The sequence below is a fragment of the Promicromonospora sp. MS192 genome, from assembly GCF_049532985.1.
Lineage (GTDB): Bacteria > Actinomycetota > Actinomycetes > Actinomycetales > Cellulomonadaceae > Promicromonospora.
In genome coordinates this window covers 372032-384700 of record NZ_CP186693.1, presented here as the reverse complement: position 1 = coordinate 384700, position 12669 = coordinate 372032, and the positions used below count along the sequence as shown (strand labels likewise).

Sequence of the window (12669 nt, the reverse complement as noted above, 5' to 3'; positions counted from 1 at the left end):
CTCGATCCGGCGGGGCCGGTGCGTCACTCGGGCGGCCGGGAGGCCAGCATCTCCTCGGTGTCCCAGGTCAGGGCGCCGGAGCGCAGGTCGTCGACCACGCCGCGCACCCACGTCAGCTCGGCCCGCGTGACCGCGACGAGGTGCTCGTGCTCCAGCAGCAGCACGCGGGGCAGACCCCACTCGCGGCTCGTCCGCTCCTCGCGCTCCGCGACGTCCAGCGTGGCCGCCAGCGCCTCGGCCCGCTCGGCGAGCCGGTCGGCCACCAGGTCCGGGCCGGTGATCGCCACGACCGCCAGCACCGCCCGGAACTCGGGGAACTCCCGGGCGGGGGTGGCGAGGGCGGCGTCCATCCAGCGGTTCAGGGCGGCGCGGCCGTCGTCGGTCAGGGCGTAGACGATGCGGGCCGGGCCGGTGTCGGCGGCCAGCTTCTCGCGCACCTCGATGAGGCCGTCCCGCAGCAGCCGTTCGATCGCCTGGTAGACGCTGTTGCTGCGGGCCACGTTGACCACGTCGTCCTTGCGCCGCGTCTTGATCAGGCGCTGCATGCGGTAGGCGTGCATGGGTTCCTCGGCGAGCAGCGCCAGCAGCACCATCGCGAGCGGCGAACGCGGCCGCGAGTCCTGTGTCACGGCGCCCAGCCTAGGCGGGATCGCACGACGAGCATCTTGCCATTTTATGGTTATCCATTTTATGGTTTCTACATGAGAGCACTCGTCATCGGAGCGGGCATCACCGGGCCCGTGACCGCCATGGCCCTGCAGAAGGCAGGCATCGACGCGACGATCCACGAGGCGTACGAGCGCACGGCCGACGGCGTCGGCGCCTACCTCAACCTCGCCACCAACGGCCTGGCCGCCCTGAGCGTGCTCGGCATCGACCACCGGGACCTCGGCGGCTTCGACACCCCCGCGCTGGAGCTGCGCAACGCCTCGGGCCGGCGCCTGGCCCACCTCGCGATGAGCCGGGACGACGCCGCCGGCACGGTCAGCCAGACCGTCCGCCGGTCGGACCTCTACGTCCGGCTCCGTGACGAGACCGTGCGGCGCGGCATCCCGGTCCAGTACGGCAGGCGCCTGGTCGACGCCGTACCGCACCGGGGCGGCGTGCTCGCCACGTTCGCGGACGGCGGCACGGCCGAGGGCGACCTGCTCGTCGGCGCCGACGGCCTGCACTCCCGCACCCGCGCCGTCCTGGACCCGCACTGCCCGCCGCCGCGCTACACCGGGCTCCTGAACACGGGCGGCTATGCCTCCGGCGTCTCGGTGGACACGCCGGTGGGGCTGTTCACCATGATCTTCGGGCGGCGGGCGTTCTTCGCCTACGCGAACCGGGGCCCGGGCGACGTGTGGTGGTTCGCGAACGTCCCCCGCGCCCGCGCGGCGAGCGACGACGAGCTCGCGGCGTACACCCCGGACCGCTGGCGCGCCGAGCTGGAGCGCCTGTTCGCCGACGACGCCGGGCCCGCGCTGGAGATCATCTCCGCGACGCCGGAGATCATCGCGCCCTGGAACACCCTGGACCTGCCCACGGTGCCCGTCTGGCACCGCGGCCCGATCGGGCTGGTGGGCGACGCGGCGCACGGCATCTCACCGACGTCCGGCCAGGGTGCCTCGCTCGCGATCGAGGACGGCGTGCTGCTGGCCCGTCTCCTGCGCGACCACGGCGACCCGGCGGCGGCGTTCGCCGCGTTCGAGGCGGCCCGCCGGCGACGGGTCGAGAAGCTGATCGCCCAGGCGAAGCGCACGTCCAACCAGAAGATCCCGAACCCGCTGACCCGGCTGCTCCGCGACCGCCTGATCCTCCCGCTGGTCAGCCGCGCGGCAGCTCGCGCCACCCACGACTGGGTCACCGACTACCGCATCGACTGGGACGCGCCGGCCGACCACCTCCCCGCCCGCCGTTGAGTGCTGGGTGCTGGTTCGTTCCCGGCCGGGGAGACCAACGAACACCCAGCACTCACGCAGGGGTGCCGTGGCGGCCCGAGCCCGCGGCGAAGGCCGCCGCGCCCGCGTACGCGTCCGCCGCCAGGGAGCGGGCACCGTGGGTCCACTCCTGGGCCAGTGCGTCCGGCTCGGCCAGGCCCCACTGGTCCAGCACGGACGCGCGGTCCTCGCGCAGGCAGGTCTGCGGGAACGCCGCCAGGGACTCCGCCAGCTCCACGGCCGCCGCCAGCGCCTGACCTGCGGGCACCACCCGGTTGGCCAGGCCGATCCGCAGCGCCTCGTCGGCCTCGACCGCACGGCCGGTCAGGATCATGTCCATCGCGTGCGACTGCCCGACCAGCCGCGGCAGCCGCACGGTGCCGCCGTCGATCAGGGGCACGCCCCAGCGACGGCAGAAGACGCCGAAGACGGCGGTCTCGTCGGCGACGCGCAGGTCCGCCCAGGCGGCGAGCTCCAGCCCGCCTGCCACGGCGTGCCCGGACACGGCGGCGATCACCGGCTTGCTCAGCCGCAGCCGGGTGGGCCCCATCGGGCCGTCACCGTCCGGCGCCGCCCGGTTGCCGTCCGGCGTGCCCAGCGCCTTGAGGTCCGCGCCGGAGCAGAACGTGCCGCCCGTGCCGTACAGCACGGCGGCGGTGGCGGCGTCGTCGGCGTCGAAGGCGCGGAACGCGTCGGCGAGGGCGGCTGCCGTGGGGCCGTCGACGGCGTTGCGCCGCTCGGGGCGGTCGATGCCGATCAGGGTGACGCTGCCCTCGCGGGTGACCAGGACGCTCATCGGCGACCCTCCCACAGCGGCTCGCGCAGCGCGCGCCGCAGCACCTTGCCCACGGGCGAGAGCGGCACCGCGTCGACGGTCCGCACCGACTTGGGCACCTTGTAGCCCGCCAGCCGTTCCCGCACGGCGGCCTGGAGCGCGGCCTCGTCGACGGTCGCGCCGGGTGCGGGCACGACGAACGCGGTGACGGCCTCGACCCACGTGTCGTCGGGCGCGCCGACCACGACGGCCTGCGCCACGGACGGCTGGGCCAGCAGCACGTCCTCGACCTCGCGCGGGTAGACGTTGTAGCCGCCGGTGATGATCATGTCGCTGCGCCGGTCCACGAGGTACAGGTAGCCGCGCTCGTCGACGCGGGCCATGTCCCGGGTGCGCAGCCAGCCGTCGCCGGCGAACATCTCCGCGTTCAGCTCGGGGGCCGCGTGGTAGCCGGCCATGGTGAACGGTGCACGCACCCGGATCTCGCCGACGTCGCCCGGGGCCACGGGGACGCCGTCGTCGTCGGTCACCAGGATCTGGGCCTCCAGGGCGGGCTGGCCGCAGGAGCCGAGCAGCGAGGCGTCGCCGTGGTCCGCGGCGTCGAGCACCGTGAGGCACAGCGGCGCCTCGGTCTGGCCGTAGTACTGCGCGAACCGCGGGCCCCAGACGTCCATGGCCTCCTCGATCACCGGACGCGGCATGGGGCTGGCGCCGTAGATCGCGGTGCGCAGCGAGGAGACGTCGGCGCGCTGGGCGACGCCGCTGCCGAGCAGCATGCCGATCATCGTGGGCACCAGGTTGATCTCCGTGGCGCGGTACCGGGCGACGGCGTCGACGTAGCCCTGCGGGTCGAAGCCGGGCAGCACCACCGACTCGCCGCCACGCAGCCAGTAGGGCAGCACGAAGGTGCCGCTGGCGTGGATCAGGCTCGCGGCGTGCAGCATCACCGAGTCGCGGGCGGGGCTGACCAGGTTGGTGAGGATGTTCGTGACGATCGCGGCGTAGCTGGCCTGCGTGTGCTCCACGGCCTTGAGCGTGCCCGTGGTGCCCGAGGTGTACAGCAGCAGGATCGGGTCCTGCGGGTGCGCCGGCAGGTTCGGGTCGGTGGTGGCGACCTCGTTCATCGCGACCAGCAGGTCCGCCCCGCCGACGGCGCCGGGCGCGCCCAGGCCGAGCGTGGCGACGTCGTGCGCCGCGGCGAGCTCGCCGGCCCGCTCGACCAGGGCCGCGTCGTGCACCAGGAGCCGGACGCCGGTCTCGTCGAGCATGCGGCCCTGCTCCGCCGCCGAGAGCCGGGCGTTCAGGGGCACGCGGGTGACACCCGCCTTGAGGCAGGCGAAGTCCATCGCGATGGACCACAGCCCGTTGCCCATCAGCAGCGCGACGCGCGACCCGGGCTCGGCGCCGTGGGCGTGCAGCACGCGCGCCATGGCGTTCGCCGCCTCGTCGACCTGCGTGTACGTGAGCGACTCGTCACCGAAGCGGACGGCGGTGCGCGGCCCGAACCGGGCGGCCCCGCGGCGGACCAGGTCGACGGTGAGCATGTTCTTCCTCCACGACAGATGTCCAGTTAGTACGTTTCGTGACCGTACTACCCGGTCCGCGCCAGGTGGAAGGGTGCGCCGACCATGTCACATCGCCGCAGGTCAGACCTCGTAGATCTCCGTACCCGACGAGCGCGCCCGCCGGTACCGCACCGGAAGCGCCTGCGGGTGCCGCACCCACGGCGACGGCACCCAGGCGAGCTCGTGGTCCTCGACCGCGAGCTCCAGGTCCAGCTCCGTGAGCAGCCGGTTGATCGCCACGCGGGCCACGATCCGGGCCTGCCGCGACGCCGGGCACCGGTGCGGGCCGACACCCCAGGCAAGGTGCGCCCGGTTGCCGACCTCGTCCCACATGTCGCCCGTGTGCACCAGAGGGTCCTGGTTCGCCGCGGCCACGGCCATGATCAGGGCGTCGCCCTTGCGGATCAGCTTCCCGTCCAGCTCCAGGTCCTGCATGGCGTACCGGGGCAGCGGCGGGTTCGCGGCGGGGGCCTCGCGCCAGAGCACCTCGTCCAGGGCGTCGTCGAGGGCGATGCGGCCGCCGGTCCAGCGCGCGGCGAACCGCTGGTCGGTGAGCAGGAGCCGCAGGGTCAGGGCGATCCAGGCGGTGAGGAACTCGCTCGCCGCGATGAGCGGCACCGACATCGAGTCGGCCACCTCGCGGTCGTCGTGGAAGCTCTTGTGCTGCACGAACGCGGCGGTCAGGTCGGTACCGCCCGACGCCCTCCGCTCCAGCACGTGGGCCATGAGGTTGCGCCCCATCCGGTCGCGCGCCTGCGCCGCCTCGCTCGTGTGGTCCATGATGTGCGCCGAGTCGGCCATCATCTGGTCGGCGGTCTGGGGGTCGAACCCGAACAGCGCCGTGACGGCCAGGAAGCCGACCTTCTTGGACCAGTCCTTGACGAGATCGGCCTCGCCGCTGTCCCCCAGGGCCTCGACCAGCCGCATGCTGACCTCCTCGACCTCGGCCACCACCGTCTTCTCGGGCAGCGCGGCCAGCCCGTCGTCCAGCGGCTCGCGCAGGCGGCGGCGCTTCTCGCCGTCGTGGTGGTAGGACGAGCTGCGCGGCTCGCGCGGCGAGATGCCCAGGAGGGCCGAGCGCTCGGACAGCAGGCCGTCGTAGTGCCAGCGCCAGTTGCGCGGGTCGCGGGAGAACTGCGCCTCGTTGCGGGCGATGTCGCAGATCTCGGCATGGCCCATCACGAGCCACGCCGGCACGCCCGGCTCCATGTCGACGGGCGCCACGACACCCCATCTCGCCCGGAGCACGTTGTAGATCTCCTGCGAGTCGGCACCACCCGTCGTCGCCGACAGGGGGGTGAGCCCGCTGAGGCTCGTGAGCTCGACGGGCGCCGTCCGGGCGGCCACTCTCTCCATGTGTGCTATCTCAGCACAGTGTCCGTATTGCCCGTAATCGTGGCTGCGATATCCGGGCACCCGGTGGTGTCCGCCGAGGTCAGAACCCGAGGCGTCGCAGCTGTTTCGGGTCGCGCTGCCAGTCCTTGGCGACCTTCACGTGCAGGTCCAGGTAGACGCGCTGACCCAGCAGCCGCTCGATACCCTGGCGCGCCTCGGTGCCCACCTGCCGCAGCCGCGAGCCGCCGCGCCCGATGATGATGGCCTTCTGCGAGTCGCGCTCGACGAACAGGTTGACGCGCACGTCCAGGAGCGCCGGCCGGCCCTTGTCCGGGTCGCCCGAGCCCTCGCGCTCCACGATCTCCTCGACGACCACCGCGAGCGAGTGCGGCAGCTCGTCGCGCACGCCCTCCAGGGCGGCCTCGCGCACGAGCTCGGCCACCATGACGGCCTCGGGCTCGTCGGTCAGCTCCCCGCCCGGGTACAGCTCGGGCCCCTCGGGCAGGTGGGAGACGAGCACCGACTCGAGCTCGTCGACCTGGTAGCCGTCCTTCGCGGACACGGGCACGATGTCGTCCCACTCACGGTCCACGGACCGTGCGAGCTGGTCGACGGCGACGAGGTGCTCCATGAGCTCGGCCCGGGGCACCAGGTCGGCCTTCGTGACGACGGCGACGACGGGTACCCGGCGCCGCCCCACCATGAGCTCGGCGAGCTGTGCCGCGATGTACCGGTCGCCGGGGCCCACCTTCTGGTCCGCGGGCAGGCAGAACGCGATGACGTCCACCTCGGACAGCGTGTCGCGCACGAGGTCGTTGAGCCGCTCGCCCAGCAGGGTGCGCGGGCGGTGCAGGCCCGGGGTGTCCACGAGCACGAGCTGCGCGTCGGGGCGGTGCACGATGCCGCGGATGGTGTGCCGCGTGGTCTGCGGCCGCGCGGACATGATCGCGACCTTCTGCCCCACCAGCGCGTTCGTCAGGGTGGACTTGCCGGCGTTGGGCCGCCCCACCAGGCAGGCGAACCCACTGCGGTGCACAGCGGTCTGATGCGCGGGGCTCTGGTCGCTCACGAGGTCACTTCTCTCTTCTGGTCGTGCTTCTGATCACGGTGGTCGTGCTGGTCGAGACCACCGTTGCTGTCGTCCGGCTCGCCCACCGGTTCCGTGCGGTGCACCAGGAGGGTCGAGATCTGCTTGCGCCGGCCCTCGACCCGCTCCGCGGCCAGGTGCACGCCGCCCACCTCGGCCGAGGACCCGGCCAGCGGCACCTTGCCCAGCGCCTTGGCGAGCAGGCCGCCCGCGGTGTCCACGTCGTCGTCGTCCAGGCGCAGGTCGAACAGGTCGCCGAGCTCGTCGACCGGCAGGCGGGCCGGCACCCGGTACGTGCCGTTGCCGAGGTCCTCGACCTCCTGGACCGGCACGGTGTCGTGCTCGTCGGTGAGCTCACCGACGACCTCCTCCAGGAGGTCCTCGATGGTCACCAGGCCGGCGACGCCGCCGTACTCGTCGACGACGAGCGCGATGTGGCTGGCCGAGGCCTGCATCTCGCGCAGCAGGTCGTCGATCGGCTTGGACTCGGGCACGAACACCGCGTCGCGCGCGACGTCGGCCGCGGGACGCCGGGACGGCTCCGGCGCGGCGCCGCCGTCGCCCACGGGCCAGTGCACCGCGGCCACCACGTCCTTGAGGTAGGCGACGCCCACGACGTCGTCCACCGACTCACCGATCACCGGGACCCGCGAGAAGCCGGACCGGAGGAACAGGCGCAGCACCCGGTCGAGCGACGTGTCGGCCGTGACGGTGACCATGTCGGTGCGGGGCACCATGACCTCGCGCGTGATGGTGCCGCCGAGCTCGATCACGGAGCGCAGCAGCTCCCGGTCCGACTCCTCGAACGCGCTGCTCTCCCCCACCCGGTCGGCGATGTCGCGCAGCTCGGCGTCCGTGGGGGGCGACGGGTCGTGCCGCGGCACCGACAGCCGGGTCAGCCATGCGACGGCCCGGGAGACGCCGGTCAGCGGCCCCACGAGGGCGACCAGCACGGCGACCGGCCGGCGGAAGCCGAGCGCACGCGGCGACACCCGCACGAAGATCACGCCGATGACGGCGCCGACCACCAGCGCGATGAGCATGACGGGCAGCTCGTTCGGCACCCCCTGGCCGGGGATCGCCTGCTGCACCAGCAGCGTCCCGGCCGCGATGGCCACGACCTCCGACATGACGCGCACGAGCGCGAAGGAGGCGACGATCGCCGTCGGGTCCACCACCAGGGCCTGGGCCCGCCGGATCCGCGCGGCGCGGTCCGGGTCGGGCGTCGGCCCGAGCTCCGCCTCGGCCAGCGCCTCCGTCAGGGAGGCGCGCGTGACGCGCAGCAGGGCGGCCTCACCGGCCGAGAGCATGCCGGCCAGCGAGAGGCCGACCAGCACGACGACGGTCAGGAGCAGGACGAGCACGCCGGTCACCGGGTGGCGAGGAAGGTCAGGAGAAGCTTGCGCTGGAGCGTGAACATCTCCTTCTCCTCCTCCGGCTCGGCGTGGTCGTAGCCGAGCAGGTGGAGGATGCCGTGCGTGGTCAGGAGCAGCAGCTCCTCGGTGGTGGAGTGGCCGGCGGCCTTGGCCTGGGTGACCGCGACCTCGGGGCACAGCACGATGTCGCCGAGGGTGCCGGCCGGGGTGACCTCGCCGTCCCGGCCGGGCCGCAGCTCGTCCATGGGGAAGGACAGGACGTCCGTGGGGCCGGGCTCGTCCATCCACTGCACGTGCAGGTCGGACATGACGGTGGTGTCGACGAAGATGATCGACAGCTCCGACTGCGGGTGCACCCGCATGGCGTCGAGCACGAACCGGCCGAGCGCGGCGAACTCCGCCTCGTCGACCTCGAACCCCGACTCGTTGTTGACCTCGATGCTCACCGGCGCTGCCTCTTGTTGCTCCCCGGACGGTGGTCCTGCGGCTGGCGGCCGGGGCGCTGCCCGCCCGCGACGACGTCCCACCGCGCGTACGCGTCGATGATGTCGCTGACCAGCCGGTGCCGCACCACGTCGGAGGACGTGAGGCGGCAGAACTCGACGTCGTCCACACCCAGCAGGATGTCCTCGACGACGCGCAGCCCCGACTGGGTGCCGCCCGGCAGGTCGACCTGCGTGGCGTCCCCGGTGATCACCATCTTGGAGCCGAAGCCCAGGCGGGTCAGGAACATCTTCATCTGCTCGGTCGAGGTGTTCTGCGCCTCGTCGAGCACGATGAACGAGTCGTTGAGCGACCGGCCGCGCATGTAGGCCAGCGGCGCCACCTCGATGGTGCCGGCCTCGATGAGCTTGGGCACCTGCTCGGGGTCGACCATGTCGTGCAGCGCGTCGTAGAGCGGGCGCAGGTACGGGTCGATCTTCTCCGACAGGGACCCGGGCAGGAACCCGAGCCGCTCCCCCGCCTCGACGGCGGGGCGCGTGAGGATGATCCGGTTGATCTGCTTGGCCTGCAGCGCCTGGACGGCCTTGGCCATGGCGAGGTAGGTCTTGCCGGTACCCGCGGGGCCGATGCCGAACGTGATGGTGTTGGAGTCGATGGCGTCGACGTACGCCTTCTGGCCGACCGTCTTGGGCCGGATGGTGCGGCCCCGGTTGGACAGGATGTTGAACGTGAGGACCTCGGCGGGCCGGGACGCGGACGCGTCGCTCAGCATCGCCACCGAGCGCTTCACGACCTCGGGGGTGAGCTGCGTGCCCGCCTCGACGACCTCGATCAGCTCGTCGAGCAGCTGGGTGACCAGGGCGACGTCGCCCGCCGGTCCGTTCACCGCTATCTCGTTGCCACGTGCGTGGACGTCGACGCCGGGGAAGCCCTCCTCGACGGCCCGCAGCACCGAGTCCCGGCTCCCGAGGAGCGCGACCGTCGGGATGTGGGCCGGGACGACGATCTTGTGCTCGATCCGGGTCTGTGACTGTGTGCTGGGCGTAGTGGTCATGAGCCGGCCCGCGGGGCCGATCCGCTCCTTCGTGCGGTAGGGATGACGACAGTCCTCATCCTATCGACCCGGCCGGGCTGCGCCACGGTCTTTCCACAGGCTTCGCCCCACCTGCCGGTCAGGCGAAGCCCGGCAGCTCCCCGCCGGCCAGCAGGTGGGCGTGCACGTGGAAGACCGTCTGCCCGGCCTTCGGTCCCGTGTTGAAGATCAGGCGGTACTGGCCGTCGGCCAGCTCGCTCGCGACACCGTCGGCCAGCGCGACCACGCCGGCCAGCCCCTCGGCGTCGGACGCCGCGAAGGCGGGCACGTCCGGGTAGTGCTCCCTCGGCACCACCAGCACGTGCACGGGCGCCTTGGGCGCGATGTCGCGGAAGGCGACGGCGGTGTCCGACGACGCCACGACGTCCGCCGGGATGTCCCCCGCCACGATCTTGCAGAAGAGGCAGTCGGGGCTGTCGGTGCTCGTCATAGTCGGCAGGCTACCGGCGGCCCCCGGGAGGCCGCGCCCGCAGGCGCCCGGCGGGCCGTCCGGCAGCCGTCGCCACGATTTTCCATACCGTTACATGGCTGGAAATGCCTAAGTGAAGGGGATGTGGGAGAGTTTGCCGCGTTCGATGGAGATTGGCGCAATGCGACCCATTTCGCCTGGGTCGGTCACGCCGGGTCGCGTCGTCGTCCGCACACCACACACCGCAGTAGTCACCTGGAGGTACGCGTGGGTTGGTTCATCGCCCAATCGCTCGCATTCATCGTCATCGCGGGTCTGATCGGTCTCGCGATCGGCATCTGGATCGGCTGGATCGTCTGGGGCCGTCGCGCCAAGGGCAAGCACACCGCCGAGAAGGCCGAGGCCACGCGTACCGCGAAGGCCACGGACACCGCGGCCGACAGCCCGGACGCAGCCGGCTCGGACGACGCGAGCCCGGTCAGCACGACCGACACCGAGACCGTGCGTGCGCTCGCGGTCGCCGCGACGACCGACGAGACGCCGGACGCCGGGACGAGCGCCGCCGGCGCCTCCGCCGCGGACGACGCCAACCGCCTGGACGGCGCGGACCACCCCGGCGCCGGGAACAGCGAGACCGGGGGCGACGACGCCGGGGACGCCGACACCGGGGACGCCGACATCGAGGACGGCTCCGCCGGGGCCGACGTCGTGGCCGCGGCCGAGGCCGTGGCGCGCGAGGCTGCCGAGGCCGCCGCCGCTGCCGCCGCGGAGGCTCCGGCTGCCGCCGAGGACGCACCCGCGACCGCAGCCCCGCAGGACGACCTGCGCCGGATCGAGGGCATCGGTCCCAAGATCGCTGCCGCGCTCGCCGCCGCCGGCTACGGGACGTACGCGAGGATCGCGGGTGCCACCGAGGACGAGCTGCGCGAGGCCGTCGCGAGCCAGGGCATCAAGTTCGCCCCGTCGGCCAGCACGTGGGCGGACCAGGCGCAGTACCTGGTCGACGGCGACGAGGACGGCCTGCAGGAGTACCAGGACTACCTCGTCGGCGGCCAGGAACGCCGCGCCAAGTTCAACAAGGACGTCGACTACGCCGACGTCGACGAGATCGAGGGCGCCGAGGCCAAGGCCGCCGCCCTCGCCCAGGACGAGGCCGAGACGGCGGCGGCGGAGGCGGCAGCGGAGCAGACCACGCCGGAGCCCTCGCCCGAACCCGAGCCCGAGCCCGAGCCCGAGCCGCAGGATCTGCGGCGCATCGAGGGCATCGGCCCGAAGATCGAGGCGGTCCTCAAGGCCGCCGGGTACACCACGTACGCCAAGATCGCCGGAGCGAGCGAGACCGAGCTGCGCGAGGCCCTCGCCACCGGCGGGATCACGTTCGCGCCTGCCGCGACGAGCTGGGCGGACCAGGCGCAGTACCTGGTCGACGGCGACGAGGACGGCCTGCAGGAGTACCAGGACTACCTCGTCGGGGGCCAGGAACGTCGCGCCAAGTTCAACGAGAACGTCGACTACGCCGACGTCGACGAGATCGAGGGCGCCGAGGCCAAGGCCGCCGCCCTCGCCCAGGACGAGGCCGAGACGGCGGCGGCGGAGGCCGGGGCTGAGGAGGCTGGTGCTGAGGAGGCCGGGTCTGAGGGGGCCGGGGCTGAGGCCGGGTCCACGAAGGCCGGGTCGAAGGCGACGGCCGCCGCCGAGGACGACGCCGAGCCCACGCAGTCCGGGGCGAAGGCATGAACCTGCGGACGGTCCTGCCGCCGGTCGTCGTGGTCGTCCTCGGGTTCGGTGCGCTCTCGGGCGTCCAGAACACGGGGTTCCGCGAGCAGATCGAGGCCACGCTGACCGAGAGCGCCGAGGAGGCGCTCGCGGGGGCGGGGCGCTCCGACGTGGCGGTCGAGCTCACGGGCCGGGACGCGGAGGTCACGGCCGCGACCGCCGTGGACGCGCTGGTAGCGGCCGAGATCGTCGGTGACGTGACCGGCGTCCGCACGGCGGCGGCGTACGGCCCGGAGGGCCTGGTGCCTCCCGGCTCCGGGACGACGCAGGCGCACGTGGCGGGCGAGGACGAGGAGACCGGGGAGGCTCAGGCCGAGCCGACGGCGTCACCCGAGGCGACCGAGGCGACGTCCGACGACGGCACCGACGAGACCACGGACGACGAGAGCGACGACGAGACCAGCACGGACGACAGCACGGACGACAGCACCGAGGAGAGCACGGACGACGAGACCGCCGAGCCCGACCGCGAGCCCACCCGCAAGGAGCGGGAACGGGCGCAGGAGGACCTCGTCGAGATCCCGAGCATCACGTTCGTCACGGACAGCGCGCGCCTGACCAAGGACGGCCGCCGGGTGGTGCGGGAGGCCGCCGAGGTGCTGGAGGAGCACCCCGAGGTCGAGGTGCGCATCGAGGGGCACACCGACTCGGTGGGCACCGAGGCGCACAACCAGCGGCTCAGCGAGCGGCGCGCGCAGGCGGTGCTGGACCGGCTCGTGGAGCTGGGCGTCGACGCGGACCGGCTGACGTCGAAGGGTTACGGCGAGTCCGACCCGCTGGTGGTCCCGAGAACGTTCGCGGACCTGGAGCAGAACCGCCGCGTGGAGTTCGTCGTCACCCGCTGACGCACCGGGCGCCGAGATCCGGTGGTGCGGCCACCGGGTCTC

12 protein-coding genes are annotated in these 12669 nt (G+C 73.0%); 3 read left to right on the top strand and 9 right to left on the bottom strand.

Annotated elements, in window-relative coordinates; all coding sequences use genetic code 11:
• Window positions 1–23: 23 nt before the first annotated feature.
• Window positions 24–629: a PadR family transcriptional regulator gene (locus ACO229_RS01710; protein ID WP_423463516.1), complete on the bottom strand. Its 606-nt coding sequence runs from the start codon at window positions 627–629 to the stop codon at window positions 24–26.
• 72 nt (window positions 630–701) lie between these two features.
• Here ACO229_RS01710 and ACO229_RS01705 point away from each other — a divergent pair, with 72 nt between their 5' ends.
• A complete protein-coding gene (locus tag ACO229_RS01705) occupies window positions 702–1904 on the top strand; it encodes an FAD-dependent oxidoreductase (protein ID WP_423463515.1) in 1203 nt (400 codons plus the stop codon).
• Window positions 1905–1956: 52 nt separating this feature from the next.
• Here ACO229_RS01705 and ACO229_RS01700 read toward each other — a convergent pair whose 3' ends face one another.
• From ACO229_RS01700 to ACO229_RS01665, 8 genes are all read right to left on the bottom strand, one after another.
• Window positions 1957–2718, bottom strand: coding sequence for a crotonase/enoyl-CoA hydratase family protein (locus ACO229_RS01700; RefSeq protein WP_423463514.1), 762 nt, complete (start codon window positions 2716–2718; stop codon window positions 1957–1959).
• On the bottom strand, window positions 2715–4241 hold the full coding sequence (locus ACO229_RS01695) for an AMP-binding protein (protein WP_423463513.1): 1527 nt from the start codon (window positions 4239–4241) through the stop codon (window positions 2715–2717). The genes ACO229_RS01700 and ACO229_RS01695 overlap by 4 nt, the downstream gene beginning before the upstream one ends.
• Window positions 4242–4343: 102 nt before the next feature.
• Entirely contained in the window at window positions 4344–5618 is a 1275-nt protein-coding gene (locus tag ACO229_RS01690) for a cytochrome P450 (RefSeq protein ID WP_423463512.1), read from the bottom strand.
• A 79-nt stretch (window positions 5619–5697) separates the two neighbouring features.
• Window positions 5698–6666 carry a GTPase Era gene (gene era, locus ACO229_RS01685; RefSeq protein WP_397411128.1) on the bottom strand — a complete coding sequence of 323 codons (969 nt, stop codon included), beginning with the start codon at window positions 6664–6666 and terminating at the stop codon, window positions 5698–5700.
• The gene (locus tag ACO229_RS01680) at window positions 6663–8048 is read right to left on the bottom strand and encodes a hemolysin family protein (RefSeq protein WP_397431020.1); all 1386 of its coding nucleotides are present in this window, start codon (window positions 8046–8048) and stop codon (window positions 6663–6665) included. Before ACO229_RS01680 ends, era begins: the two co-directional genes overlap by 4 nt.
• A gap of 5 nt (window positions 8049–8053) precedes the next feature.
• On the bottom strand, window positions 8054–8506 hold the full coding sequence (ybeY, locus tag ACO229_RS01675) for an rRNA maturation RNase YbeY (RefSeq protein WP_397411132.1): 453 nt from the start codon (window positions 8504–8506) through the stop codon (window positions 8054–8056).
• A complete protein-coding gene (locus ACO229_RS01670; RefSeq protein ID WP_397411134.1) occupies window positions 8503–9558 on the bottom strand; it encodes a PhoH family protein in 1056 nt (351 codons plus the stop codon). Before ACO229_RS01670 ends, ybeY begins: the two co-directional genes overlap by 4 nt.
• Window positions 9559–9676: 118 nt before the next feature.
• Window positions 9677–10027, bottom strand: a complete 351-nt coding sequence (locus tag ACO229_RS01665) for a histidine triad nucleotide-binding protein (protein WP_397411136.1) — start codon at window positions 10025–10027, stop codon at window positions 9677–9679.
• A gap of 246 nt (window positions 10028–10273) precedes the next feature.
• Between ACO229_RS01665 and ACO229_RS01660 the strand changes: the two genes are divergently transcribed.
• Window positions 10274–11743, top strand: coding sequence for a helix-hairpin-helix domain-containing protein (locus tag ACO229_RS01660; RefSeq protein WP_423463511.1), 1470 nt, complete (start codon window positions 10274–10276; stop codon window positions 11741–11743).
• A complete protein-coding gene (locus tag ACO229_RS01655; RefSeq protein ID WP_423463510.1) occupies window positions 11740–12627 on the top strand; it encodes an OmpA family protein in 888 nt (295 codons plus the stop codon). Before ACO229_RS01660 ends, ACO229_RS01655 begins: the two co-directional genes overlap by 4 nt.
• Window positions 12628–12669 lie beyond the last annotated feature (42 nt).

Coding starts and splice junctions, on each gene's coding strand:
- ACO229_RS01655 (WP_423463510.1), top strand. CDS start 11,740: ATGAACCTGCGGACGGTCCTGCCGCCGGTCGTCGTGGTCGTCCTCGGG.
- ACO229_RS01670 (WP_397411134.1), bottom strand. CDS start 9,558: ATGACCACTACGCCCAGCACACAGTCACAGACCCGGATCGAGCACAAG.
- ACO229_RS01695 (WP_423463513.1), bottom strand. CDS start 4,241: ATGCTCACCGTCGACCTGGTCCGCCGCGGGGCCGCCCGGTTCGGGCCG.
- ACO229_RS01665 (WP_397411136.1), bottom strand. CDS start 10,027: ATGACGAGCACCGACAGCCCCGACTGCCTCTTCTGCAAGATCGTGGCG.
- ACO229_RS01700 (WP_423463514.1), bottom strand. CDS start 2,718: ATGAGCGTCCTGGTCACCCGCGAGGGCAGCGTCACCCTGATCGGCATC.
- ACO229_RS01705 (WP_423463515.1), top strand. CDS start 702: ATGAGAGCACTCGTCATCGGAGCGGGCATCACCGGGCCCGTGACCGCC.
- ACO229_RS01690 (WP_423463512.1), bottom strand. CDS start 5,618: ATGGAGAGAGTGGCCGCCCGGACGGCGCCCGTCGAGCTCACGAGCCTC.